Source organism: Agromyces cerinus, from assembly GCF_016907835.1.
In the GTDB taxonomy this organism is placed as follows: Bacteria; Actinomycetota; Actinomycetes; order Actinomycetales; family Microbacteriaceae; genus Agromyces; species Agromyces nitratus.
In genome coordinates, this window is sequence record NZ_JAFBCT010000001.1 from 1,336,964 (window position 1) to 1,359,845 (window position 22,882).

At 70.3% G+C, this 22,882-nt stretch carries 26 protein-coding genes and 1 tRNA gene; 13 read left to right on the forward strand and 14 right to left on the reverse strand.

The window, feature by feature from the left end:
* Positions 1–2 precede the first annotated feature (2 nt).
* The 6 genes from JOE59_RS06055 to JOE59_RS06080 all read left to right on the forward strand — a co-directional run bounded on the left by JOE59_RS06055 (position 3) and on the right by JOE59_RS06080 (position 3,889).
* Positions 3–1,271, forward strand: coding sequence for a glutamate-5-semialdehyde dehydrogenase (locus JOE59_RS06055; protein ID WP_204459370.1), 1,269 nt, complete (start codon positions 3–5; stop codon positions 1,269–1,271).
* A 51-nt stretch (positions 1,272–1,322) separates the two neighbouring features.
* Positions 1,323–1,544 carry a hypothetical protein gene (locus JOE59_RS06060; protein ID WP_056009123.1) on the forward strand — a complete coding sequence of 74 codons (222 nt, stop codon included), beginning with the start codon at positions 1,323–1,325 and terminating at the stop codon, positions 1,542–1,544.
* A gap of 16 nt (positions 1,545–1,560) precedes the next feature.
* Positions 1,561–2,160, forward strand: coding sequence for a nicotinate-nucleotide adenylyltransferase (gene nadD, locus JOE59_RS06065; protein WP_074258997.1), 600 nt, complete (start codon positions 1,561–1,563; stop codon positions 2,158–2,160).
* A 35-nt stretch (positions 2,161–2,195) separates the two neighbouring features.
* A complete protein-coding gene (locus JOE59_RS06070; protein WP_204459371.1) occupies positions 2,196–3,311 on the forward strand; it encodes a hypothetical protein in 1,116 nt (371 codons plus the stop codon).
* A 34-nt stretch (positions 3,312–3,345) separates the two neighbouring features.
* Positions 3,346–3,720, forward strand: a complete 375-nt coding sequence (gene rsfS / locus JOE59_RS06075) for a ribosome silencing factor (protein ID WP_204459372.1) — start codon at positions 3,346–3,348, stop codon at positions 3,718–3,720.
* 93 nt (positions 3,721–3,813) lie between these two features.
* A tRNA-Ala gene (locus JOE59_RS06080) sits at positions 3,814–3,889 on the forward strand.
* Between the two features lie 251 nt (positions 3,890–4,140).
* Here JOE59_RS06080 and JOE59_RS06085 read toward each other — a convergent pair.
* Together JOE59_RS06085 and JOE59_RS06090 are read right to left on the reverse strand one after the other, a co-directional pair.
* Positions 4,141–4,539, reverse strand: coding sequence for a nitroreductase/quinone reductase family protein (locus tag JOE59_RS06085; RefSeq protein WP_204459373.1), 399 nt, complete (start codon positions 4,537–4,539; stop codon positions 4,141–4,143).
* A gap of 295 nt (positions 4,540–4,834) precedes the next feature.
* Positions 4,835–5,248: a nitroreductase/quinone reductase family protein gene (locus JOE59_RS06090; protein WP_204459374.1), complete on the reverse strand. Its 414-nt coding sequence runs from the start codon at positions 5,246–5,248 to the stop codon at positions 4,835–4,837.
* A 96-nt stretch (positions 5,249–5,344) separates the two neighbouring features.
* Between JOE59_RS06090 and arfB the strand changes: the two genes are divergently transcribed.
* Complete coding sequence (gene arfB, locus JOE59_RS06095) at positions 5,345–5,782, forward strand: alternative ribosome rescue aminoacyl-tRNA hydrolase ArfB (RefSeq protein WP_204459375.1); 438 nt, start codon at positions 5,345–5,347, stop codon at positions 5,780–5,782.
* Positions 5,783–5,800: 18 nt separating this feature from the next.
* On the opposite strand, the gene JOE59_RS06100 is transcribed toward arfB, so the two are convergent.
* Positions 5,801–5,992 carry a hypothetical protein gene (locus JOE59_RS06100; protein WP_179550176.1) on the reverse strand — a complete coding sequence of 64 codons (192 nt, stop codon included), beginning with the start codon at positions 5,990–5,992 and terminating at the stop codon, positions 5,801–5,803.
* A 197-nt stretch (positions 5,993–6,189) separates the two neighbouring features.
* On the opposite strand from JOE59_RS06100, the gene JOE59_RS06105 reads away from it, so the two are divergent.
* Complete coding sequence (locus tag JOE59_RS06105; RefSeq protein ID WP_204459376.1) at positions 6,190–7,665, forward strand: MATE family efflux transporter; 1,476 nt, start codon at positions 6,190–6,192, stop codon at positions 7,663–7,665.
* Between the two features lie 12 nt (positions 7,666–7,677).
* Here JOE59_RS06105 and JOE59_RS06110 read toward each other — a convergent pair whose 3' ends face one another.
* From JOE59_RS06110 to JOE59_RS06125, 4 genes are all read right to left on the reverse strand, one after another.
* On the reverse strand, positions 7,678–8,151 hold the full coding sequence (locus JOE59_RS06110; RefSeq protein WP_204459377.1) for a hypothetical protein: 474 nt from the start codon (positions 8,149–8,151) through the stop codon (positions 7,678–7,680).
* A gap of 116 nt (positions 8,152–8,267) precedes the next feature.
* Positions 8,268–9,053, reverse strand: coding sequence for a tyrosine-protein phosphatase (locus tag JOE59_RS06115; RefSeq protein WP_204459378.1), 786 nt, complete (start codon positions 9,051–9,053; stop codon positions 8,268–8,270).
* Positions 9,054–9,162: 109 nt separating this feature from the next.
* Complete coding sequence (locus JOE59_RS06120) at positions 9,163–9,948, reverse strand: metal-dependent hydrolase (protein WP_204459379.1); 786 nt, start codon at positions 9,946–9,948, stop codon at positions 9,163–9,165.
* A gap of 172 nt (positions 9,949–10,120) precedes the next feature.
* Positions 10,121–10,606, reverse strand: a complete 486-nt coding sequence (locus tag JOE59_RS06125) for a nucleoside deaminase (protein WP_204459380.1) — start codon at positions 10,604–10,606, stop codon at positions 10,121–10,123.
* A gap of 98 nt (positions 10,607–10,704) precedes the next feature.
* Here JOE59_RS06125 and JOE59_RS06130 point away from each other — a divergent pair, with 98 nt between their 5' ends.
* Both JOE59_RS06130 and JOE59_RS06135 read left to right on the forward strand, forming a co-directional pair.
* Positions 10,705–11,202 (forward strand): glutathione peroxidase, encoded by a 498-nt coding sequence (locus JOE59_RS06130; RefSeq protein ID WP_307836968.1) that lies wholly within the window; start codon positions 10,705–10,707, stop codon positions 11,200–11,202.
* Between the two features lie 109 nt (positions 11,203–11,311).
* The gene (locus JOE59_RS06135) at positions 11,312–11,809 is read left to right on the forward strand and encodes a hypothetical protein (RefSeq protein ID WP_204459381.1); all 498 of its coding nucleotides are present in this window, start codon (positions 11,312–11,314) and stop codon (positions 11,807–11,809) included.
* A 45-nt stretch (positions 11,810–11,854) separates the two neighbouring features.
* On the opposite strand, the gene JOE59_RS06140 is transcribed toward JOE59_RS06135, so the two are convergent.
* The 6 genes from JOE59_RS06140 to JOE59_RS06165 all read right to left on the reverse strand — a co-directional run bounded on the left by JOE59_RS06140 (position 11,855) and on the right by JOE59_RS06165 (position 17,986).
* Entirely contained in the window at positions 11,855–13,249 is a 1,395-nt protein-coding gene (locus JOE59_RS06140; protein WP_204459382.1) for a dihydrolipoamide acetyltransferase family protein, read from the reverse strand.
* Entirely contained in the window at positions 13,246–14,208 is a 963-nt protein-coding gene (locus JOE59_RS06145; protein ID WP_204459383.1) for an alpha-ketoacid dehydrogenase subunit beta, read from the reverse strand. Before JOE59_RS06145 ends, JOE59_RS06140 begins: the two co-directional genes overlap by 4 nt.
* A 60-nt stretch (positions 14,209–14,268) precedes the next feature.
* The gene (gene pdhA, locus JOE59_RS06150; protein WP_204459384.1) at positions 14,269–15,402 is read right to left on the reverse strand and encodes a pyruvate dehydrogenase (acetyl-transferring) E1 component subunit alpha; all 1,134 of its coding nucleotides are present in this window, start codon (positions 15,400–15,402) and stop codon (positions 14,269–14,271) included.
* A 108-nt stretch (positions 15,403–15,510) separates the two neighbouring features.
* A complete protein-coding gene (locus JOE59_RS06155) occupies positions 15,511–16,005 on the reverse strand; it encodes an Lrp/AsnC family transcriptional regulator (protein WP_056008950.1) in 495 nt (164 codons plus the stop codon).
* Positions 16,002–16,838, reverse strand: coding sequence for an oxygenase MpaB family protein (locus tag JOE59_RS06160; RefSeq protein ID WP_204459385.1), 837 nt, complete (start codon positions 16,836–16,838; stop codon positions 16,002–16,004). The genes JOE59_RS06155 and JOE59_RS06160 overlap by 4 nt, the downstream gene beginning before the upstream one ends.
* Before the next feature lie 17 nt (positions 16,839–16,855).
* On the reverse strand, positions 16,856–17,986 hold the full coding sequence (locus tag JOE59_RS06165) for an aggregation-promoting factor C-terminal-like domain-containing protein (RefSeq protein ID WP_204459386.1): 1,131 nt from the start codon (positions 17,984–17,986) through the stop codon (positions 16,856–16,858).
* Between the two features lie 78 nt (positions 17,987–18,064).
* Between JOE59_RS06165 and JOE59_RS06170 the strand changes: the two genes are divergently transcribed.
* Both JOE59_RS06170 and JOE59_RS06175 read left to right on the forward strand, forming a co-directional pair.
* Complete coding sequence (locus JOE59_RS06170) at positions 18,065–19,237, forward strand: glycoside hydrolase family 3 N-terminal domain-containing protein (protein WP_204459387.1); 1,173 nt, start codon at positions 18,065–18,067, stop codon at positions 19,235–19,237.
* 114 nt (positions 19,238–19,351) lie between these two features.
* The gene (locus JOE59_RS06175) at positions 19,352–19,915 is read left to right on the forward strand and encodes a YceI family protein (RefSeq protein ID WP_204459388.1); all 564 of its coding nucleotides are present in this window, start codon (positions 19,352–19,354) and stop codon (positions 19,913–19,915) included.
* 116 nt (positions 19,916–20,031) lie between these two features.
* Here JOE59_RS06175 and JOE59_RS06180 read toward each other — a convergent pair whose 3' ends face one another.
* Positions 20,032–21,129: a winged helix DNA-binding domain-containing protein gene (locus tag JOE59_RS06180; RefSeq protein WP_204459389.1), complete on the reverse strand. Its 1,098-nt coding sequence runs from the start codon at positions 21,127–21,129 to the stop codon at positions 20,032–20,034.
* A gap of 136 nt (positions 21,130–21,265) precedes the next feature.
* Here JOE59_RS06180 and JOE59_RS06185 point away from each other — a divergent pair, with 136 nt between their 5' ends.
* Positions 21,266–22,864 (forward strand): ABC-F family ATP-binding cassette domain-containing protein, encoded by a 1,599-nt coding sequence (locus JOE59_RS06185; RefSeq protein ID WP_074259040.1) that lies wholly within the window; start codon positions 21,266–21,268, stop codon positions 22,862–22,864.
* Positions 22,865–22,882: the final 18 nt, after the last annotated feature.

The window sequence follows — 22,882 nt, forward strand, 5'->3', positions numbered from 1 at the left end:
GCATGGAGCAGCCCGACCTCGACGTCTCGGTGATCGATACCCGTCTCGCCGCGGCGAAGGACGCCTCACGGCGCCTCGCTCGCGCGTCGACCGCTGAGAAGGACGCCGCACTCGAACAGGTGGCGGTGCTGCTCGCCGAGCGCTCGGCAGAGATCATCGGGGCGAACGCCCTCGACCTCGAGGCCGGTCGCGCCGCAGGGCTCGGTACCGGCCTGCTCGATCGCCTCACCCTCGACGAGCGGCGAGTGGCCGCGCTGTCCGACGCGGTTCGCGAGGTCATCGGACTCACCGACCCCGTCGGCGACACCGTGAGCGGCCGCTCGCTGCCGAACGGCGTGCGCATCGACCAGATCCGAGTGCCCCTCGGCGTCATCGGAGCGATCTACGAGGCCCGGCCGAACGTCACGATCGACATCGCCGTGCTCGCGCTGAAGAGCGGCAACGCCGTGGTGCTGCGCGGCGGCACCGCTGCCGAGCAGACGAACCGGGTGCTGCTCGGCGTGCTCCGCGACGCGCTCGATGCGGCCGGCCTCCCCGCCGACGCCGTGCAGACCGTCGACGACTTCGGCCGTGCCGGTGCCCGGCACCTCATGCAGGCCCGCGACTACGTCGACGTGCTGATCCCTCGCGGCAGCGCCGGCCTCATCCGCGCCGTCGTCGACGAGGCGAAGGTGCCCGTCATCGAGACGGGCGCCGGTGTCGTGCACATGTTCCTCGACGAGAGCGCCCGCGAAGACTGGGCGGTCGACCTCGTGCACAACGCGAAGACCCAACGGCCGAGCGTGTGCAACGCGCTCGAGACGCTGCTCGTGCACGTCGATGCGGCCGAACGACTGCTGCCGCCGGTGCTCGCGCGCCTCGAGGCATCCGGAGTCACCGTGCACGGCGACGAGCGGGTCCGCGCGATCCGGCCCGAGGTGCAGCCCGTCACCGACGAGGACTGGGCCACCGAGCACATGTCGCTCGACATCTCCGTCGGCGTCGTGGACACGATCGACGATGCGATGGCGCACATCCGCCGGTACTCGACGAAGCACACGGAGTCGATCGTCACGAACGACCTCGCGAACGCCGAGCGCTTCCTCAACGAGGTCGACGCAGCCGCCGTCATGGTGAACGCCTCGACCAGGTTCACCGATGGCGCCGAGTTCGGCTTCGGTGCTGAGGTGGGCATCTCGACGCAGAAGCTGCACGCACGCGGTCCCATGGGCCTGCCCGAACTGACCAGCACGAAGTGGATCGTGCGTGGTGCCGGACATGTGCGCGGCTGACCTCGCTAGACTGTCTGGAGCACGACCCGCAGGATTCGAAAGGAACGGCGAATGAGCCTTGTCACCGCAGTGCAGACCGCGACGGTGTTGACCGAGACGGTGCACGCGAGAGAGCTGCCGATGGAGTCCTGGGTCTACGGTCTCATCGCGCTCGCGATCTTCGCCGCCCTCGGGTTCGTCGTCGCCTCGTACCGTGACGTGGCGAACCGCCACGCCGCCAAGGCCGCGGCATACGCCGCACGCCACGCCGGAGACGAGCACGGCGGCCACTGAGGCTGGCGAGCGCGCGATGACGGTCGCGGAGCGCCGGCCTCGCATCGGAGTCATGGGCGGAACGTTCGATCCCATTCACCACGGCCACCTGGTCGCGGCGAGTGAGGTCGCGCAGTCGCTCGACCTCGACGAGGTCGTCTTCGTGCCGACCGGCCAGCCGAGCTACAAGTCGAACGTCACCCAGGCGGAGCATCGCTACCTGATGACGGTGATCGCGACGGCGTCGAACCCGCGGTTCACCGTGAGCCGGGTCGACATCGATCGCGAGAAGCCGACGTTCACGATCGACACACTGCGCGACATCCGCCGTGAACGCCCCGATGCCGACCTCTACTTCATCACCGGCGCCGACGCCATCGCCCAGATCCTCTCCTGGAAAGACGTGCAGGAACTCTGGGATCTCGCGCACTTCGTTGCTGTGAGTCGTCCGGGACATGTGCTGTCCGTTTCGGGATTGCCGGAGCAAGACGTAAGCTTGCTGGAAGTTCCGGCTCTGGCGATTTCGTCGACCGATTGCCGGAGCAGGGTGCGCCGGGGTTTCCCGGTGTGGTACTTGGTGCCCGATGGGGTCGTCCAGTACATCTCCAAGCACCATCTCTACCGGAGTGTCGTATGACGTCGTCGCAGGATCCGCCGCTGACGCGCCGCGAAATGCGCGAACGCGAGCGACTGCTGGAGCAGCAGGAGCCTTCGGCGACCCCGGATGCCTCGGGCCAGACGCTTCCCGTTCCCGGCGCGCCGGTCGCACCGCAGCAGTCGCAGCCGCCCGCGCCCGTGCAGCCCGCCCCCGTGCAGGCGGTCCCCGCGCCCGTTCAGCCGGCGCCGGTTCCCTCGATGCCGGTCGCGGCGACGAGCCCGGCATTCGCGGCGCCTCGCCCGGCCGGTGGCTTCGGCGAGCCCGCTTCGTTCCCCGTAGCGCCGCCGGCTCCGGTGTCGCAGCAGAGCCCCTTCGCGCCGCGTCCGGTCATCCCCGCGCCGGCCCCGGCCGCACCCGTTCAGCCGCCGGCCGACGCCGCGCCGTACCCGCACCCGGTCGCCGAGCAGCAGCCGCCGCAGTACGGCCTGAACGAGGCGACCACGCCCGAGCGCACGCTCACCCGCCGTGAGCTTCGCGCGATGCTCGACGCCAACCAACTCGACGAGTTCGACCTCGAAGACGACGAGATCGACGACCCGGCTCCGCAGCAGCAGGCGCCGCAGCAGCCCGGGGTCGCCGTGTCGTTCCCGGTTGGGGCGAACCCGGTGCATCCGATTCGTCCCGACGAGGAGATCGCCTCGCCGTCGCCGGCGGTCGGCCACTGGACCTCGCAGCTGAACGCCCCGGTCGAGTCGGCCGAGCCGTTCGACCAGCTGCTGTCGCGCGGTGGCGTGAGCCACGGCGTTCCGACGACCACCAACGCCCTGATCCTGCCGACCCTGCCCGACCACGGTTCGCTCGGCGGCTCGCCGCTCGCCTCGAGCGGCGAGATCATCGCCACCGGGTCGATCGACCTGCCGCGTTCGTACGGCGCGACGGGCGTGCACCCCAGCCGCATCGACTCCTCCGACGTCGACCGGCTCTTCGACCAGATCGAAGAGGTTGGCACCGGCGCAGCGCCCGTCGCCGCGACGCGCGCCATCAGCACCCAGGGCGCAGCCCGCGCCATGATCGCCCCGCCGAAGAAGGAGGGCATGAACGTTCCGCTCGTGCTCGCCGTGACCGCCGGAGTGCTCGCACTCGGCGTCGTCGCCACCCTCGTCATCGGCGCCGTCGCGGGGCTGTTCTGATCCGAGACAACCACCACGCACCGGAAGTGAGCGCATGACTGCATCCGACCAGGCCCTCGAGACGCTCGCGCTGGCAGCGCGTGCGGCTGACTCGAAGGGCGGCGACGATCTCGTCGCACTCGACGTGTCGCGCCAGATCCCGTTCGCCGACGTATTCCTCATCGTCACCGGCAACTCCGAGCGCAACGTCATTGCGATCGCCGACGAGATCGAAGACGTGCTCGGCCGTGCCGGCACGCCGACGAAGCGCCGCGAGGGCCACAACGTCGGGCGCTGGATCCTGCTCGACTTCGGCGACGTCGTGGTGCACGTGTTCCACCAGGAGGAGCGCCTGTACTACGGCCTCGAGCGCCTCTGGGCCGACTGCCCGGCGCTTCCCGTGGCGCCGTTGCTCGCCGCGAGCAGCTGATCGGAGCGGGCCGCACCGGTCGAGGGTCCCTCGATTTCGTCTGCGGGCGGAGGCTGGTGTAAGCTCAATTCGTTGCCTCAAGCGAGGCAGAACGGGTCTGTGGCGCAGCTGGTAGCGCACCTGCATGGCATGCAGGGGGTCAGGGGTTCGAGTCCCCTCAGATCCACCAAACACCCCCGAAGAACCTGAGTTCTTCGGGGGTTTTCTGGTTTCAGGGCGCGATCGGGGCAACCTTCGGGCCTTTCTCGGCACCGTGAAGCGGCACGCCGAGTCTGGGCCGTCGGCGGGCTCGTCGACGGCCGGGGGTGAACGCCGCCCTGAAATCGCATCAGCGGCTCAGAAAGCGCCGCCGCGGCCTCGATCGATCTGAGCCTGGACATCCGCTACGGCAGCCATGGCCCGCAGGAGCTCCGGCACACGTCAGGGAATCTGAGCTGAGCGTGGCTCCAGGACCACGACTGCGGTCTCGGATGACCGAAGCGCCGCGAGGTCGTCGAGCCCCGCGTCGATCTCGCGCCACTTGGACCAGAGACGCGAGCGTTCGTCCCCATGCGCGGCCCGAGCGTGCACGAGCCGCAGGCCATCTCGAACGACCACCACCGCATCAGGTTGGGCCTGAAGGTTGAGCCACCACGACGGCTCCGGATCTGCCCAACCGTTCATCGCCATCGTGACGAGGTTCGGACCGTCCTCGAAGTAGCCGAGAATCACCGCTCGCTCATGGCCGGTGCGCCGCCCGATGGTCGTCAAGTGCAGCGTGCCCCACCCTCGGGGTTTCGGGCGCCACAACCCGACTCGTCCACCCGTGATTCGGTACATGCCCCGGTGCACAACCCAAGCGAGGCGGACGAACCAGCGAGGCGGAACACTCGGTGGTCGCCCCCGTGTCTTCGACACGGGGGCAGTTTAGTCGCCCGCGACGGCAGCCACGATCGTCCCGTGAGTGCTTGGGCTGTCTTGTGCTGGAGGACCACAGCTCGGATGCACGTCCGCCCGCGACACCCGGGCAGCACGGCTCTGCCTACGATGCAGTCGTCGAGCTGGCTGTCACCGGCTGTCCCTGCCCGCCACGAAGGTCAGCCGATCGCGAGCGCTCTCCGCGAGAAGCGTCTCGTCAATCCGTGCGAGGGGTGAGCTGCAGCACCGGGATCCGGCGATCGGTCTTCTCGAGGTAGCCCCCGAACTGCGGCTCCTCGGCCACGATGGCTCCGTACGCCTCCTGCCACGAGTCGCCGGCGATCTCGGTCGCCGTCACCGGCACCGTCACGATCTCGCCGTCCACGAGGGCCTCGATCTCGAATGACGGGTTCGCTCGCAGGTTGTGGTACCAGGCGGGATTCTCCGGCGAGCCGCCCTTCGACGCCACCACGCGCCATCCGTGCTCGTTGCGGAAGCCGACGACGGGATTCAGGTGCGTCTCGCCCGACTTCGCCCCGATTGAATGCAGGATGATCAGCTTCGGGCCCCAGTGGTTCTCGGTGCCCTTGCTGCTGCGGAACGTCTCTACGACATCGTCATTCCAACCCATGCAACCGACAACGCAGCGGCAGCCCGGAATCTTCCGACGAACGAAGGCCGATCCGTATGCGCGCTCATCTCTCGCGCACACGAGGATGATGGAACCATGCCCGCTGCCCATCGCCCCGGTCTTCGGATCGACGCCGGACTCACGATCCCCGAGTCCGAGCTGTCCTGGCGGTTCTCGCGGTCGTCGGGGCCCGGCGGGCAAGGCGTGAACACTGCCGATTCCCGAGTCGAGCTCATCTGGGATGTGGCAGGCTCGACCGTTCTCTCTCCGCTCCAACGGGAGCGACTCCTCGAGCGTCTGAGCAGTCGCCTCGTCGGCGGGGTGCTGACGATCGCAGCATCCGAACATCGGGCACAATTGCGCAACCGGGATGCCGCGCGCGCTCGGTTGGCCGATGTCGTAGCCGATGCTCTGCGGCCATCGTCACCGTCGCGACGTCGGACCAAGCCGAGCCGCGGTGCCAAGGAACGGCGCTTGGCGGCGAAGAAGCGGCGCACCTACGTCAAGCAGCTCCGTCGTCCGCCGCTCGACTGACCACCCGGAATAGCCGCGCTACTCGACGAGGGTCCGGAACACCTCGTACACCATGAACGCCGGCCAGAAGATGCCCTGGAAGAACGCCCAGACGAAGGCCCAGAACGCATCGGCCTGCTGGAAGAAGAACACCCAGGCACCGATGATGCCGAGGCCGTAGATCGCACCGCCGCCGGCGAAGCATCCGGCGTTCGAACTCCTGTCAGTCATCTCTCTCGACCTCCTGGCCACACGATACGCCGCCGGCACCGTTCCCGACCATCGCTCCGAACCTCGGCCTTCGCCGTGTCCGACTGCGCCGAGCGGATCGGGACAGCCGTCGCATGACCGAGGAGGCGACCGGATATACTCCCATGGCGACGCAAACATCGCGCATCGTCTTCCGCCCCGAACCCGTTGAGATCCGCATGGCAAGAAACCTGACCACCGGCGCCCCGTGGCGGGTCATCCTCGTATTCGCGGTTCCGTTGCTCATCGGCAACGTGGTGCAGCAGCTCTACCAGGTGGTCGACGCGATCGTCGTCGGCAGGCAGCTCGGCATCGACTCGCTCGCGGCGGTCGGAGCGACCGGGTCACTGCTGTTCCTGCTGTTGGGATTCGCATGGGGCGTCACCTCGGGCTTCGCGATCCCGACCGCGCAGGCATTCGGCTCGGGTGACCTCGATGCCGTGCGCCGTTCGGTCGCGGCGGGCACACTCCTGACCGGCGCCATGAGCGTCGTGCTCACGATCGGCGCGCCGCTCATCGCAGGCCCGGCGCTGCAACTGCTGCAGACACCCGAGGAACTGCTCGCCGAGGCGACGGTGTTCGCGCAGATCAGCTTCGTCGGGGCATCCGCCGTGATGTTCTTCAACTACCTGTCCGCGGTCATCCGCGCGATCGGCGACTCGCGCACCCCCCTCGTCTTCCTGACGCTCTCGTGCCTGCTGAACATCGGTCTGGTGGTGCTCATGGTGGGTCCGCTCGACTGGGGCGTCGCCGGGGCAGCCCTCGCAACGGTCGTCTCGCAGGCCGTGTCGGTCGTGCTCTGCCTCGACTTCATCCGCCGCCGGATTCCGGTGCTGCACGTGCGCCGCGCCGACTGGCGGGTGTCGCGCGCCGAGATGCTCGAGCATCTGCGCTTAGGCATGCCGATGGGCTTCCAGACCTCGATCATCGCGATCGGCACGCTCACGGTGCAGGTGGCCCTGAACGAGCTCGGCGCCGACGCGGTCGCGGCGTACACGACGGCATCGCGAGTGGATTCGATCGCGGTGGCGCTCCTGTCGTCGCTCGGCCTCGCGGCGTCGATGTTCGCCGCCCAGAACCTCGGCGGGCAGCGCCCCGACCGCATCCGGCGTGGTGTGGTGCAGGCGACCTGGATGTCGATCGGCGCCGCGATCGTCATCGGCGCCCCGCTCATCATCTTCAGCGAACAGCTGGTGCGGGTGTTCGTCGGCGACGGATCCGAAGCGGTCGTGGATGCCGCGGCGTACATGCTCGTCGTCGACGGCTTCACCTATTCCGCACTCGGCGTGCTGTTCGTGCTGCGCGGAGTGCTGCAGGGTCTCGGCCGAACGGTGGCGCCGACCGTGACCGGCGTGGTCGAGCTCGTCATGCGCGTCGGTGCGGCGATCGTGCTCGGATCGGCGTTCGGCTTCGTCGGGGTGGTGTGGAGCAACCCGCTTGCGTGGCTCGGTGCGATCGCGCTGCTCGTTCCCGCCTACGTGATCGAGCACCGACGGCTCGGCAGGATGCGGGTCGAGCCGCTGGCGCCGACGCCGACCACGCCCATTCCGATCGTCGGCCCGGTCGACGGTTCAATGAACGTCGACGCGGTGGTGACCGGGTCGATACCCGCGCTGGACCTCGACGAAGCTCCCCGGAAGGCGACCTCGCGCTGAAGTCCGAGCCGGTCAGTGAGGGGCCGTCCACGCGTACGTCGCGCCGCCGTGCTCGACGACGATCACGCCGCTGCAGTCGAGGCCGTCGGGCGGCTCGGCGCCGAGACGGACGATGCGTTCGGCGAAGACCGGGGGTGCCGGAGCTGCAACGGCTGCGCACCCCTCGGGCGGGACTGCATCCGCTGGGGTGTTCCAGGCTGCTGCCGCGGCGCCCGTCGCCGGATTCCACACGAGCCGGATGTCGAGAGCCGACTCCGGGATGTGCGCCACGACGGGCAACGCCCGAACGTCGGGGTCGAGTGCTGCCAGGTGGTACGCATATTCCGTTCGGTCGCCGACCGGTTGCGATCCGAACGCGACGTTCGCGGCGATGAGCAGGCCGCCGAACGTACCCGCCACGAGGACGAACCAGAGGATGCCGCTCTGCAGGCGGCTCATCCGCGGCGTGGCGTCGATCATGTTGCTCGAGCGAGATGGTGCGTCCATGGTGACCCATCTAACGCGGCCGAGGGTAAAGGGCGGGTCAGGGCCAGCCCGGGCTCGGCCGAGATCGCCGACTTCGCTCGACGTCGAGATGCGACCAGACGGATACCCGGTGGCCGTCAGCCGGCGAGGCGCACCCGGAGGCCGGCCAGCTCCTCGGTCGTCAGCCCGCCCGAGGCGAGGTAGGCCGCACTGCCGCCGTGCTCGCCGTCGACCCAGGCGAGGGCGCGCTCGATCGCCTCGGGCGGCGTGCCCGTCACGAGCGTGTGCAGTTCGGGAGTGAGGGGGAGTCCGAACGACGCGATCATCTGCAGCATCCCGTCGGCCCAAGGGCCGGCGAGATTCTCCTCGGATGCCGCATAGTCCGCGACGACGGCGGCGCGCTCGGCGCCGGCCGCGTCGAGCATGAGCGCCGTCGCCACGCCGGTGCGATCCTTCCCGGCGGTGCAATGCACGAGCACCGCGGAGGGGGAGTCATCGGTCGACGTGGCGATGAGGCGCGCGACCTCGGCGAACTGGGCGGCTCCGTGCTGCAGCATGCCGATATACAGGTCGCCGAGCGTGGGCACCGATGCCGCAGCGTCGGCGAGCGCCTCGGCCGACGGCGATGCGCCGTCTGCGAAGAACCGCTGTGCCATGTCGGCCATGGCGCCCTCGAGCAGCCCGAGCTCCACGACCGCGAACGGCCGTGACGTCGGAACGCGGTCCGCCGCGGCCTGTCGCTCATCGGGAGTGCGGAAGTCGACGATGACGCCGATGTCGGTGGCGGCGAGCTCGGCGAGCCCGGTGTCGGTCAGGCCCGAGAGTGCGTCGGAGCGGAAGAGCACGCCGCTACGGGTCGTGCCCCCGTTCGTGAGCGGCACTCCACCGGTGTCGCGAAAGTTGTAGAGTCCGTCGATCTGCATGATCGGTACCGTATCGCTCAGCTCGGAGATCGGACTGCCATCTGGCGGTGCTGCTGCAAACGGGCGATGAGGTCGATGCGTGATCGCGTCCGCGTCGGCGCAGCGCCCGTCAGAGCAGTGACGCAGGGTGGATGCCGAACCAGCGGAAGGTCTCGTGGGCGACCCCGATCAACACGTAGAGCGCGAGGCCCGTTCCGAGCGCCACCTCTCGTACCGACCCTGTGGCGCCGAGTACGGGCAGGGCGACGTGCCCGCTCGGGCGCCAGATGCGGCTGATGATCGGAGCCCGTCTCAGGAACCTGGGCGGACGCGGCATGATCGGCCAGAGCAGTCCGGGCAGGCCGCCGGTGGTGAGGAAGTCCCCGGCGAGGTGGGCGACGAAGCCCACGACGACCGCGAACGGGAACCAATCGACGCTGTCGGGGGCGAGCACCACGAGCACCAGTCCGAACGCGGCACCGATGGCCCAGGCCGTCAGCCACGAGTTCACCAGGTCGCGGGCCTTCACGGCGAAGCACATGAGGGCGGCGGAGCCGAGCATCATGCCGAGCGAGAAGGTGCCGAGCCGCCCGGTCGTGAGCGTCAGGAGGGTCAGCGCCCAGGCGCCGAGTCCGACGATGACGGCGGCGATGAGGGAGTGCGCGCCATACCGATGGCCGCCGGCGACCGAGCCGACCGCACCCGCCGTGAGCCGTCCGAGGATCGGCACGGATTGCGCGATGGTCGCACTGTGATGGTCGGCATCGGGCAGCAGCGCCGCACCGGCGCAGATGAAGGACCCGGCGACGACGCCGACGGGGTCGAGCGGGTACACGCCGCTCGTGAGGTACGGCATCGCCCCGGTGACGGCGATCCAGGCGGCGGCGCCGCTGGTGGCATGGTTGACGCCCAGCATCGTGGTGGGGTGGTCCTCTCGAGGGCGTGCATCGTCACCCGATGCGGGTACTCGACGTGCGCACAACCGCTCGTCATTCCGCGGCCCGAGGCCGCCTCCACCGACCGTATCGCGCCGCGCCGACACCGGGTCTCGAGACCGGCGAGCGATCGGCTTCGACGGATGCGACCGGTCAGGACGCGGATGCCTCGCCGACGATCAGCGACCGGAGTTCGTCGGCGAACTGCGCGACGGGGCCATCGACGACGAGGCCCGGCGCGACGGTCGTGATCGCGAGGGCGGCGACCGGAGACGGCGTCATGCCGACCTCCGCGCGCCACTCGGCGACCTGCGCCGCCGAGGCCGCGTAGACGATGCGCCCGAGACCGACCCAGGCATGGGCCGCGGAGCACATCGGGCAGTGCTCACCCGAGGTGTAGACCGTGGCCGATGCGCGCTCTGCGCCCGTCAGGTTCGCGGCGGCCCATCGTGCGATCTCGAACTCGGGATGCCGGGTCTCGTCGCCGAGGGTGGTCTCGCGATTGCGGTCGGCGAAGCGCTCGACACCGGCCGCATCGACGAGTACCGAACCGAAGGCGCCGTCGCCGTCGGCCGCAGCCTCTCGGGCGAGTACGACGGCACGCTCGAGGAATGCCAGGTCTTCGTCGGTGATGCCCACAGACCGAGTCTGCCGCGCTTCGATGCTGCGCGGAACCGTGACTTCGCATTGGATGTGAAAGTGGCCTCGGATGCCGCTGCGCGACGTAGGCTCGGATCGTGGACATCAGAGACATCCCCCTCACGACGATCGACGGAGCCTCGACCTCCCTCGCCGAGTACGCCGACCAGGTCGTGATGATCGTCAACGTCGCATCGAAATGCGGACTCACACCGCAGTACGAGAAGCTCGAGGCGCTGCAGCGCGAGTACGGCGATCGAGGGTTCACGGTGCTCGGCTTCCCGTGCAACCAGTTCGCCGGGCAGGAGCCGGGCAACGGCGACGACATCAAGGAGTTCTGCTCCATGACGTACGGCGTCAGCTTCCCGCTGATGGAGAAGGTCAAGGTCAACGGACGGAACCGGCATCCGTTGTACGCCGAACTGACCTCGGTGGCCGACGACAACGGCAAGTCGGGTCGCGTGAAATGGAACTTCGAGAAGTTCGTCGTGCAGCCGGGCGGGCAGGTGCAGCGCTTCCGCCCCACCACGCAGCCCGACGACCCCGCGGTGATCGCCGCGATCGAGGCGGGGCTCGCTGAAGCGCAGGCCGCCTGAGGTCGAGGGTCGCCGGCTTCGGAGGCATGCCGCGCGGCACCTTGACCCGTCGACTGACCCGGCCCACAATTGGGGGGTTGATCCGAATGCCTAGGGGAGCGGAGCACGAATGTCCGACGCGTACACACGTCCGACCAACGACGAGGCGGCAGCCACTGCGGCGCTGCCGAACTTCGCGCCGGCTGCAGGCGACGAGCCGTCGCTGACGGAGCCGGCCGAACGACGCACGTGGAGCGGTGACCTTCGGTTCATGCTCGTCGTGCTCGCGGCGATCGTCGCGCTCTTCCTCGCATTCGCACTGCTGATCGCATTCAGCCCCACCGGTGCCGCGATCAGTGCGCTGGCGATCATCGCCGCGCCGATCGCCACCATGGTCGCGGCGTACTACGGCATCTCGCTCGCACTCCGACAGGTGAAGGACGCGCGCAACGCCGCCGAGGCGAGCGAGGCTCGCGCCCGTGCCGCCGAGCAGACCGCGCGGGAGTCCGACGCATGGGCTGCGCAGATGGAGTCCGGGCTGCGTGTCGCGGTCGCGAAGCTCAAAGCCGGGGCGCAGGACACCCGCGACGTCGAGCGCGCAGCAGGCACTCCCAACGACTTCTTCTGATCCCGAGCCGATCCCGACGTCGCATCCGGCGACACCGCGTCGAACTCAGAGTTCGGCGAGCACGGACACGGGGCGCTCGATGCATCGCGCCACGAAGGTGAGGAAGGCCGCGGCCTCGGCGCCGTCGCACACCCGGTGGTCGAACGAGAGCGTCAACTCCGTCACCGTGCGCACGGCGAGAGCGCCGTCGACGACCCACGGGCGTTCGATGAACCGGCCGACGCCGAGCATCGCCGCTTCCGGGTGATTGATGATCGCCGCCGAACCGTCGACGCCGAGCGTGCCGTAGTTGTTGAGCGTGAAGGTGCCGCCCGTCAGCGCCGATGGTGGGAAGACGCCCGTGGCGGCCTCCTCGGTGCGGGCCGTGATCGCGTCGCGCAGCGTGCGCAGCGGCATCCGCTCGGCGCCGTGCACGACGGGCACGAGGAGCCCCCTCGGGGTCTGCGCGGCGAGGCCGAGGTTCACGGCCGAGTGCAGGACGAGCTCGTCGCGCTCGGCATCGAAGCTCGCGTTGAGAGCGGGGTGCTTCGCGAGACCCGCGACGACGAATCGGGCGATGAGGGCGGTGATGCCGAACCGCTCACCCGTCGCCTCCTGCAGCTGCCGGCGCGCGGCCAGCAGGCCGGTCGCGTCGACGTCCATCCAGACGGTCGCCTCGGGAATCTCCCGTCGCGAGCGCGAGAAGTGCGCGGCGGCGGCGCGTGCCATGCGGTCGAGCGGCACGCGCCGGTCGCCCTCGCGGTCGGCGACGGGTGCGGCAGCAGGCGTCGCCGTCGACGGGGCGGCGGATGCCGCGGCGGCCGCTGTCGTCGTCGGCGCCTCCTGCTCGGCGATGAACGACTCGACATCGCGTCGCATCACGAGATGATCGTGACCCGAGCCGAGCAACTGGCTCGCGTCGAAGCCGTGCTCGCGGGCGAGGCGGCGCACGATCGGGGAGACGACAGGGGAGCGGCGAGCGGCGTCGAGTCGTGCAGCACCGTTCGAGCGTGGCGCGGTGGACGCACCGCCACCGCCACCGCCGGCACCGACTCCGGCGCCACTGCGGCGACCGAAGCGCGCCGGCGCGGAGGCCGTCCGCTTCGTCACGGTCGACTGCCGGGTGCCGTAGCCGATCAGCACGGCGCCCGACTCCTCGGCGAGCGCGGTCTCGCTCGTCACGATGCCGGGTTCGGCGGGCGCCGCGACATCCGGAACCTGCGCTTCCCCGTCGAGCGTCAGCAGCACGGCGCCCGCGTGCAGCACCTGGCCGACTTCGCCGCCGAGGGACTCGACGACGCCGGCGAACGGCGTCGGCAGCTGCACGACCGACTTCGCCGACTCGAGTTCGACGACGACCTGGTCGATCGCGACCTCGTCGCCGGGGGCGACGAGCCACGCGACGATCTCGGCCTCGGTGAGCCCTTCGCCGAGGTCGGGGAGGATGAACTCGCGGCTCATGCGTCCCACTCCCAGGTGTCGAGGGCGGCGAGCACGCGGTCGGCGGTCGGCAGGTGGTACTCCTCGAGCTTCGGCGAGGGGAACGGGATGTCGAACCCCGCGATGCGCAGCACCGGCGCGGCGAGGTGGTGGAAGTTGCGCTCGGTCACCCGCGCGGCGACCTCGGCTCCGTAGCCGCCGAATTGCGCGGCCTCGTGGATGACGGCGGCACGCGAGGTCTTGCGCACGGAGGCGCTGACGGTCTCGTCGTCGAAGGGGGAGAGGCTGCGAAGGTCGACGACCTCGATCGAGAGGCCTTCAGCGGCAGCCGCCTCGGCGGCCTCGAGCGCGGTGCGCACGGTCGGGCCGTAGCCGATGAGCGTCACGTCGGTGCCCTCGCGCACGACCTCGGCGCGATCCATCGGCGCAGTCGTGACGGGCAGGGCGAGCGGTGCCTTCGACCAGTAGCGGCTCTTCGGCTCCATGAAGACGACCGGGTCGTCGCTCTCGATCGCCTCGCGCAGCATCGAGTACGCATCGGCGGGGTTCGAGGGCATCACCACGGTGAGGCCGGGCGTCGACGCCCAGTACGCCTCGGAGGAGTCGGAGTGGTGCTCGACGCCGCCGATCGCGCCGGCGCACGGGATGCGGACGACCATGGGCAGGGTGACGCGCCCCTTCGTGCGGTTCCGCATCTTCGCGACATGCGAGACCATCTGCTCGAACGCCGGGTAGCTGAAGGCGTCGAACTGCATCTCGACGACCGGGCGCATGCCGTACATCGCCATGCCCACCGCGGTGCCGATGATGCCCGACTCGGCGAGCGGCGAATCCCAGATGCGATCCTCGCCGAACTCGGCCTGCAACCCGTCGGTGACGCGGAACACACCGCCGAGCGGTCCAACGTCCTCGCCGTAGACGATGACGCGATCGTCGGCCGCCATGGCGTCGCGAAGCGCCGCGTTCAGCGCACCTGCCATGGTCAGCTGCGTCGGAGCGGCGGATGCCTCGGCGGCGGGGGGTGCTCGTCGCGGTCGCGGTCATCGTGCTGCCCCCTCGTGGCTCGCGAACGCACCGGCGGCGATCTCGGCCTCGAGCGACGCACGCTGCTCGAGGAGCGCGGCGCGCTCGCGCCCGTAGACGTGGTCGAAGAGCTCGAGCGGGTCGAGCTCGGCCTCGATCGTCATGACGTCGCGCGTGCGTGCGGCGAGGGCCTCGGCGGCATCCGTGATCTCGGTGCGCATGGACTCGGTGAGCACGCCCTCGGAGACGAGGAACTTCTCGAGGCGTTCGATCGGGTCGCGACGCTTCCAGTGCTCGACGTCGCGCGCGGCGCGGTAGCGGGTGGGGTCGTCGGAGTTCGTGTGCGCCTCGATACGGTAGGTCACGCCCTCGATGAGCGTGGGGCCGCCGCCGCTCCGGGCGCGCTCGACGGCGGCGCTCGTCACCGCGTACATCGCCGCGATGTCGTTGCCGTCGACGTGGTAGCCGGGCATGCCGTAGCCGACCGCCTTGTCGGCGAGCGTCGCCGCGCGGGTCTGCCGCTCGAGCGGCACGCTGATCGCGAACTGGTTGTTCTGTACGACGAAGACGGTCGGCGTCTGCCAGACCGCCGCGAAGTTGAAGGCCTCGTGCGCATCGCCCTCGCTCGTGGCGCCGTCGCCGAGGAAGGTCAGCGCGACGATCGGATCGTGCCGCAGGCGTGCTGCGTGCGAGAGGCCGACGGCGTGCAGCGCCTGCGTCGCGAGGGGCGTCGCCTGGGCGGCGGTGCGGTGCGCGTGCTGGTCGTAGCCGTTGTGCCAGTCGCCGCGGAACGACTGCAGGATGTCGGCGGGCTCGATGCCGCGGGTGAGCAGGGCGATGCTGTCGCGGTAGGTCGGGAACAGCCAGTCCTCGGCGGTGAGCGCGGCCACGGCGCCGATCTCGCACGCCTCCTGGCCGTACGCGGAGGGATAGGTGGCGAGGCGGCCCTGCTTGGTGAGCGCGGTGACCTGCACGTCGAAGCGCCGGGCGACGACCATCTTGCGGTAGAGCTCGAGCAGCGTCTGGGTGTCGGGCAGACCGAACCCGCCGGTCGCCGAACCGGTGACCGCATGGCCGGCGTTGTCGAGGAGGCGCAGGGGTTTCTCGCTCGGCAGGGTGCGGACGGATGCGTGCTCGACATTGAGGCTCATGACCTCATCGTCGGACACTGTGGCGCGCCGCGACGGTGGTCTCGATCAACCGTGAACGAACGGCACGGCGGACTCGAAAGCGCGGCCATTCGTCCACTGCGGACGGCGTCAGGTGCGCCAGATGTCCAGGGTCTGCGCCGGGGGATGACCCTCGATCTCGGCGAGGATCAGGTGCGAGCGCGTCGACACGACGCCCGGCATGTCGTGGATGTCGCGGAGGATCGCCTGGCTCAGCTGTTCGTGGTCGGGCGCGCTCACCGTCAGGATGATGTCGATGTCACCCGAGACGGCCTGCACCTTCTCGACGAAGGGAAGCGTCGCGAGCTTCGCCGCGATCTCCTCCCACGAGACCTCGCCGATGCGTACCACGACGAGCGCCGAGATGTTCAGCCCGATCGCCTTGCGGTCGATGTGGGCGCCGAAGCCGGTGATGACGCCGCGCTGCTGCAACTGCTGCACGCGGTTGTGCGCCGCCGTGCGGGAGATGTGCACGCGCTCCGCGAGGGTGCGCACCGAGAGCCGGCCGTCGCGGCTCAGCTCGGCGACGATGCTGCGGTCGATGCTGTCGAGCGCATCATTGCGGTGCGGTACTGACTGGGTCATCCTCGTCCTCGTTGCTCGGTTCCAGAGTACCGGCTGCGACGCTTCGCGCGACGAAGGGATGCGCGCAGCGGTGCGTGCCTGATGGCCGTGGGCAGCAGGGGCCAGACGGCGGCGATCGCGTCGAGCCATCCGTTCGCGACGCGTTCGACCCGCGGCGTCCAGCGGAACCCGTAGGCCGCCCGGATCGGCGCCGGGAGCAGCGCCGCGGTCATGAGGCGCACGAGCGGCAGCAGCAGACCGGCGCCGAACGGCAGGGCGGATGTCCCGCCGAGCAGGCCCCTCGCGACGGCTCGGGCGTCGCCGCCGACCTCGAGGGCGCCGAGCTGCTCGGCCCACCAGGCGTCGAACTCGGCGCGGGTCTCGGGCCACCCCTCGTCGGCGGCCTGGAGTCGGGTCCCCAGCGGCGCATAGCCTCTCACGATGACGTCGGCGGTCGCTGCGGGCAGCGGTCCCTCGAGCCGCTCGTGCAGTTCGAGCGCGACGGCCAACAGGGTCGAGGCGACCCACCGCTGGGCGTGGGCGTCGAACGCGTTGTACGCGGGCTGACCGCCCTCGGCGTCGCCGCGCACGGGGGCGTGGCGACGGTTCACGCTGCGCACTGCTTCGGCGGCGAGCTGTTCGTCGCCGAAGCCGATCGCGTAGACGTAGTCGAGGGTGCCGATCAGACGCTCGAGCGGGCGCTCGCGGAACCCGCTGTGCCGGGCCACACCGCGGGCGACGCGAGGGTCGGCGAGCTGCAGCAGGATCGCGGCGCCGCCGCCGAGCAGCAGCACGCCCTCGGCGCCGTGGCGCCGGAACACTGCGAGTTCGTGGTCGTTCGAGTCGGCATGCATCAGTACCAGTTGTAGCGCTAGTACCAGTTGAACCGCTCCGAGTGCGCCCAGGCGCCGCACGGCGCGCCGTAGCGGTCGGCGATGTACGAGAGACCCCACTCGATCTGCGTGGCGGCATTGGTGCGCCAGTCGGCACCCGCGCTGGCCATCTTGCTGCCCGGCAGCGACTGCGGAATGCCGTATGCGCCGCTCGAGGCGTTGTAGGCGTCGGCCCGCCAGCTCGACTCCCGTGTCCACAGGTTCAGGAGGCACTGGTACTCGCCCGGACCCCAGCCGTAGCGTGCGACGGTGCCTGCCGCGTACGCCTTCGCGCCGGCGGTGTCGACGACGACGCCGGGCGGCGGTGCGCTGCCGACGTCGACGGCGTTGCCGCTGGCCTCCTCGGCGGCGCGCTGCCGGGCCTCCGCCTCTCGCCGCACCTGTTCGCCGGCCCGATACTGCCGTTCGAGTGCCGCGGTGCTGTCGCGCAGGCTCGCGAGCTGTGCGAAGAGCGTGTCGACGACGACTCGCTGCTCGGCGAGTTCGGCCTCGGCGGTCGCGTGGGCGGATTCGGCTTCGGCAGCGGCCAGGGCTGCCGCCTCCGCACGGCGCGATCGCTCCTGCTCGGCGACGTCGGCCTGGGCGGAGAGCGAGGCCGACTCCGCCTTCGCCGCCTCGGCGCGGTCGGCGATGCCGCCATAGACATTCGTGAGCTGGGCCGCGCGGGAGAGCCCCTGCGGCAGCTCGGTCGAGGCGTCGTCGTCGAACAGCAGTCGCAGCGTGACGTCCGCCCCGCCCGAACGGGCGAGTACGGCTCCGACCCGCCCGAGTCGCTCGCCCGATGCCTCGGCCTCGGCCTCCGCTGCGGCCGACTGCGTCGCGAGCGTCGCGGCCCGCTGCTCGGCGTCGGCGAGTGCCGCTGCTGCCGCGGCGGAGACGCCGGCCGCCTGCACTGCTGCGTCGCCGAGCGCAGCGGCGGTCGTCTCGAGCGAGGCGACGAGCCCGCTGATGCGCGTCGCCTCGGCCTCGCGGGACGCCACGTTCTGCTTGGCGGCGGTGACCTCGTCCCAGCTGGGGTAGTCCTCGCCGAATGCGGGGGCGGCGGGCAGCATCAGGGCCGCGGCGACGAGTATCGCCCCGGTTGCCGCGTACCTCGGTCCAGTTCGCACGAGACCCCCTTCGAGGCGGCGATTCTACCCATGGCGGCTCTCGGCGCTCGTTCGGACACGCACCGTAGAGTCGTTCGAATGCGCGCCATCCGAACTGCACGACTGCCGCTCCTCATGACGGCGGCGCTGTTCGCGCTGACGGCATGCGCCGGCACTGCCGGCAGTGGAGCGACGACGGCCCCGTCGGAACCGACGTCGACTCCGACCCCGACGCCGACTCCGATCGATCCGATCGCCGAGTGGGTCGACGAGCGGATGTCGCAGCTCACGATGGAGCAGAAGGCGGCGGCACTGCTCATGGTGCACGCACCGGGCACCGACCCGGCACCGCTCCGCGCGTACGTCGACGCTGGGGTCTCCGGACTCATCCTCATGGGCGACAACGTGCCGGCCGGCCCCGCCGAGCTCGGTGCGCTCACCGCTGCCGTACAGGCCGATGCCGAGGCTCCCGTGCTGATCGGCATCGACGAGGAGGGCGGCGAGGTGCAGCGACTGCCCTGGGACGGCGCCGCTGCCGCCGACACCCTGCGCGCCGAGGCGCCCGCGGCCGCTCAGGCGGCCTTCGCAGCCCGGGCAGCGGTGCTCGCCCAGAGCGGCGTCAACGTGAACTTCGGCATCGTCGCCGACGTCACCGCCGACCCCGACTCGTTCATCTTCGGTCGGGTGCTCGGCACCGACCCCGTCGGCGCGGCCGATCGGGTGGCCGGGGCCGTCACGGGGGAGCAGGGCGTCGTCGCGAGCACCCTCAAGCACTTTCCCGGGCACGGAGCGGCACCGGGCGACTCGCACTCGAGCGTGCCGACCGCGCCGCTCACGATCGACGAATGGCGCGCCGGTCCCGCCCTGCCGTTCGCGAGCGGCATCGACGCGGGCGCCGAACTCGTCATGACCGGCCACCTCGCCTACCCCGCCGTCGATGCGGCCCCGGCGTCGCTCTCGCCCGAGTGGCACCGCGTGCTGCGTGACGAACTCGGCTTCGACGGCGTGGTCGTGACCGACGACATGCTCATGCTGCAGCACAACGGCCTGCCCGAGTACGCGGATCCCGGAGAGAACGCGGTTCGCGCGGTGGCCGCGGGCGCAGACCTGCTCCTCTACGTGCTTCCCGCCGATCCCGCTTCGATGGGCATCTCGGTCGACGGCCTCGTCGGCGCGATCGTCGGCGGCGTGCAATCGGGGCGCATCACCGAGGCCCAGCTCGACGACGCCGTCGAACGGGTGCTGACCCTGCGCCGGACGCTCGCGAGCTGAACCCGAGAGATTCCTGAAACTTCTCGGTCGGTCGGGAATACGCACGCTCTCCATGCGTTTGCATAGGCGTGGCCGAACGGCCGCCACGACACCGAACACGGGAGACCGCCCAACATGACGACGACTGCACCGACGATCGAGATCCCCGGCTACCGCGCTGGCACCTGGAACATCGACCCCACTCACAGCGAGGTCGGCTTCAGCATCCGCCACATCATGATCAGCAAGGTCAAGGGCAAGTTCGAGCGCTTCACCGCGACGTTCGTCACCGCCGAGAACCCGCTCGACTCGAGCGTCACCGCGTCGGCCGAGGTCGCCTCGGTCACCACGAACGAGCCGAACCGCGACGCGCACCTGCGCACCGGCGACTTCTTCGAGGCCGAGACCTACCCGACGATCGACTTCGTGTCGACCGGCGTGCGTGTCGAGAAGGGCGACTTCAAGGTCGACGGCGACCTCACGATCCGCGGCATCACGAAGCCGGTCACCTTCGACTTCGACTTCGGCGGCTTCGGCGGCGACCCCTACGGCAACTACAAGGGCGGCGCCACGGCGAAGACCGTCATCAACCGCGAGGACTTCGGCCTGCAGTACAACGCAGCGCTCGAGACCGGCGGCGTGCTGCTCGGCGACCAGGTGACGATCACCCTCGAGCTCCAGGCCGCGCTCGCGCAGTAGTCCCGACGCTCCACTGAACGGCGGTCGTGCATTCTGCACGGCCGCCGTTCGTGCGCTCCGGCGAGTGAGCGGGCGCGGCAGCCCGCGCCGGAACGGCGGATGCCGCGGCATCCGTCTCAGTCGAGCGCGGACACCTCGCCGAGTTCCCTGCCCCAGAACCGCGCCCACTCGCGCAGGCGCGGGGTGAACGCCGCGGGATCGAGCGGGCCGTCGAACCCGTCGAGGGTCACGGAGGTCGCTCGCGCCCGCTCCGCCTTTCGCCACAGCCCGACGACCCGGCCGTTCTGCACGAGCGTCGGCTGGAAGACGCCGTTGCCGCCGGGCACCACCCGCGGCGCATGCGCGGGGTCGCAGACCGGGCCGCGATCGCGATAGCCGAGGTAGTACTCGTCGAACGCCGCGAGCGCGTGGCGTCCGGTGGCACGCGAGGCCCGAGGACTCTCGCTCGACGAGGGCACTGAGACGATGAAGCGCTCGTCGTCGAACGCGACGACCCGATCACCCGCGTCGGCGAGGGCGGCGCGGGCATCGGTCAGTGTCAGCCCGCTCCACCAGGCGAAGTCCTGAATCGTCGCCGGCCCGTGCCCGGTGAGGTAGGAGACGAACAGCGCCGTCAGCGTCTCTTCGCGCGCCCGCGCCGGCGCGACGCGAGGCGACCATTCGTCGAGCAGCACGAATCGCTGAGCGCGACCCTCGACGGGCCCGCAGCAGAGCACACCGTCGTGAGCGAGCCACCAGATCAGGTGGTAGCCGCGCTGCCCGGCCGTCGAGATGCCCGCCGTCTGCCAGGCGGACTGCAGTTCATCGCGCGAGAGCGATCGGCCGCCCGCGAGCTCGCGCTCCGCGATGCCGCGCGCGGCGGAGTACACCTCGGCGTCGAGCCCGAGCTCCCGGTGGGTCGTCGTTGCCTTCTGCAGGATGCGCGGGCCCGTGATCGCGAGGATGTCCCGCAGCGACTCGGCGGGCACCAGGTGGAGGGTGCCGCGCATCGGCCACGACCGGAGCACCTCGCGCCTCTCGATGGCGGCATCGACGTCGGCGGCGACCGAGCCGCGCACCCGCGCGCCGAGCACCCACTTCGAGGCGGCGAAGTCCTGCGCCTGCACCGCGCCGAGGTGTCGCACCGCTGCGGCGATCGATGGCAGGCCCGATGCGAGCCCGTGCGAGTCGAGTCGGGCAGCGCGAACGCGCGCGTCGCTGGCGAGATTCGGCATGCTCCGAGTCTGGCGGAAGCCTGAGACATCCGCTGTGCTGCGGCCACGCCGCCACGGAGCCGCGCCCGGCGGGATAGACTGGGAGGCTGTGCCGCTCGGCACGCAATCCCACCCCTTTCGTTTCGGAGGAACCCCCGTGCTCGCCGTTCATGATCTCGAGATCCGCATCGGTGCGCGCGTGCTGATGGAGCACGTCGACTTCCGCGTCTCCGACGGCGACAAGATCGGCCTCGTCGGTCGGAACGGCGCCGGAAAGACCACCCTCACGAAGACCCTCGCGGGCGAGACGCTGCCCACCGGCGGCCGGATCGAGCGCAGCGGCGAGATCGGCTACCTGCCGCAGGATCCGCGATCCGGCGATCCCGAGATGCTCGCTCGCACCCGCATCCTCGATGCCCGCGGACTCGGCCAGATCGCGCTCGGCATGCACGAGGCGTCCCTGAGCATGGGCGACGCGGACCCGGCAGTCGCCGAGCGCGCCATGAAGAAGTACGGCAACCTCACCGACCGCTTCAACGCACTCGGGGGGTACGCAGCCGAGGCCGAGGCGGCCTCGATCGCCTCGAACCTGAACCTGCCCGACCGAATCCTCGACCAGCCGCTGAAGACCCTCTCGGGCGGTCAGCGACGCCGTATCGAGCTCGCTCGCATCCTCTTCTCCGACGCCGAGACGATGATCCTCGACGAACCGACGAACCACCTCGACGCCGACTCCGTCGTCTGGCTCCGCGAGTTCCTGAAGAACTACCGGGGCGGCGTCATCGTGATCTCCCACGATGTCGTGCTCGTCGGCGAGGTCGTGAACCGGGTGTTCTACCTCGACGCGAACCGCTCCGCGATCGACATCTACAACATGGGCTGGAAGCACTACCAGCGTCAGCGTGCCGCCGACGAGGAGCGTCGCAAGAAAGAGCGGATGAACGCCGAGAAGAAGGCCGGAGTGCTGCAGCTCCAGGCTGCGAAGTTCGGGGCGAAGGCCTCGAAGGCCGCCGCGGCCCACCAGATGGTCGCCCGTGCCGAGAAGCTGCTCGCCGGCCTCGAAGAGGTGCGCACCGTCGACCGCGTCGCGAAGCTCCGCTTCCCGACCCCGGCGCCGTGCGGCCGCACGCCCATCACGGCATCGGACCTGTCGAAGAGCTACGGCTCGCTCGAGATCTTCACTGCCGTCGACCTCGCGATCGACCGCGGCTCGAAGGTCGTCATCATCGGCCTGAACGGTGCGGGCAAGACGACGCTCCTCCGCATCCTCGCGGGTGTCGACAAGCCCGACACCGGCGTCGTCGATGCGGGCCACGGCCTGCGCGTCGGCTACTACGCGCAGGAGCACGAGACGATCGACGTCAAGCGCTCGGTGCTCCAGAACATGGTCAGCGCATCGCCGAACCTCACCGAGACCGAGGCACGCAAGGTGCTCGGCTCATTCCTCTTCACCGGCGATGACGTGCACAAGGCGGCCGGCGTGCTCTCCGGCGGCGAGAAGACCCGTCTCGCGCTCGCGATGATCGTCGTCTCGGGTGCGAACGTGCTGCTCCTCGACGAGCCGACGAACAACCTCGACCCCGCGAGCCGTGCCGAGATCCTCGACGCCCTCGCGCACTACGAGGGCTCGGTCGTGCTCGTCTCGCACGACCCCGGCGCCGTCGAGGCGCTGAACCCCGAGCGCGTGCTCATCATGCCCGACGGCACCGAAGACCACTGGAGCCGCGAGTACCAGGAGCTCATCGAGCTGGCGTGAGGCCGCGTGCTCGGCTCG

What these genes read in the sequence shown, in the direction of transcription:
- JOE59_RS06055 (WP_204459370.1), top strand. Translation starts at nt 3, where the DNA reads ATGGAGCAGCCCGACCTCGACGTCTCGGTGATCGATACCCGTCTCGCC.
- JOE59_RS06060 (WP_056009123.1), top strand. Translation starts at nt 1,323, where the DNA reads ATGAGCCTTGTCACCGCAGTGCAGACCGCGACGGTGTTGACCGAGACG.
- nadD (WP_074258997.1), top strand. Translation starts at nt 1,561, where the DNA reads ATGACGGTCGCGGAGCGCCGGCCTCGCATCGGAGTCATGGGCGGAACG.
- JOE59_RS06070 (WP_204459371.1), top strand. Translation starts at nt 2,196, where the DNA reads ATGCGCGAACGCGAGCGACTGCTGGAGCAGCAGGAGCCTTCGGCGACC.
- rsfS (WP_204459372.1), top strand. Translation starts at nt 3,346, where the DNA reads ATGACTGCATCCGACCAGGCCCTCGAGACGCTCGCGCTGGCAGCGCGT.
- JOE59_RS06085 (WP_204459373.1), bottom strand. Translation starts at nt 4,539, where the DNA reads ATGTACCGAATCACGGGTGGACGAGTCGGGTTGTGGCGCCCGAAACCC.
- JOE59_RS06090 (WP_204459374.1), bottom strand. Translation starts at nt 5,248, where the DNA reads ATGGGTTGGAATGACGATGTCGTAGAGACGTTCCGCAGCAGCAAGGGC.
- arfB (WP_204459375.1), top strand. Translation starts at nt 5,345, where the DNA reads ATGCCCGCTGCCCATCGCCCCGGTCTTCGGATCGACGCCGGACTCACG.
- JOE59_RS06100 (WP_179550176.1), bottom strand. Translation starts at nt 5,992, where the DNA reads ATGACTGACAGGAGTTCGAACGCCGGATGCTTCGCCGGCGGCGGTGCG.
- JOE59_RS06105 (WP_204459376.1), top strand. Translation starts at nt 6,190, where the DNA reads ATGGCAAGAAACCTGACCACCGGCGCCCCGTGGCGGGTCATCCTCGTA.
- JOE59_RS06110 (WP_204459377.1), bottom strand. Translation starts at nt 8,151, where the DNA reads ATGGACGCACCATCTCGCTCGAGCAACATGATCGACGCCACGCCGCGG.
- JOE59_RS06115 (WP_204459378.1), bottom strand. Translation starts at nt 9,053, where the DNA reads ATGCAGATCGACGGACTCTACAACTTTCGCGACACCGGTGGAGTGCCG.
- JOE59_RS06120 (WP_204459379.1), bottom strand. Translation starts at nt 9,948, where the DNA reads ATGCTGGGCGTCAACCATGCCACCAGCGGCGCCGCCGCCTGGATCGCC.
- JOE59_RS06135 (WP_204459381.1), top strand. Translation starts at nt 11,312, where the DNA reads ATGTCCGACGCGTACACACGTCCGACCAACGACGAGGCGGCAGCCACT.
- JOE59_RS06140 (WP_204459382.1), bottom strand. Translation starts at nt 13,249, where the DNA reads ATGAGCCGCGAGTTCATCCTCCCCGACCTCGGCGAAGGGCTCACCGAG.
- JOE59_RS06145 (WP_204459383.1), bottom strand. Translation starts at nt 14,208, where the DNA reads ATGGCAGGTGCGCTGAACGCGGCGCTTCGCGACGCCATGGCGGCCGAC.
- pdhA (WP_204459384.1), bottom strand. Translation starts at nt 15,402, where the DNA reads ATGAGCCTCAATGTCGAGCACGCATCCGTCCGCACCCTGCCGAGCGAG.
- JOE59_RS06155 (WP_056008950.1), bottom strand. Translation starts at nt 16,005, where the DNA reads ATGACCCAGTCAGTACCGCACCGCAATGATGCGCTCGACAGCATCGAC.
- JOE59_RS06160 (WP_204459385.1), bottom strand. Translation starts at nt 16,838, where the DNA reads ATGCATGCCGACTCGAACGACCACGAACTCGCAGTGTTCCGGCGCCAC.
- JOE59_RS06170 (WP_204459387.1), top strand. Translation starts at nt 18,065, where the DNA reads ATGCGCGCCATCCGAACTGCACGACTGCCGCTCCTCATGACGGCGGCG.
- JOE59_RS06175 (WP_204459388.1), top strand. Translation starts at nt 19,352, where the DNA reads ATGACGACGACTGCACCGACGATCGAGATCCCCGGCTACCGCGCTGGC.
- JOE59_RS06180 (WP_204459389.1), bottom strand. Translation starts at nt 21,129, where the DNA reads ATGCCGAATCTCGCCAGCGACGCGCGCGTTCGCGCTGCCCGACTCGAC.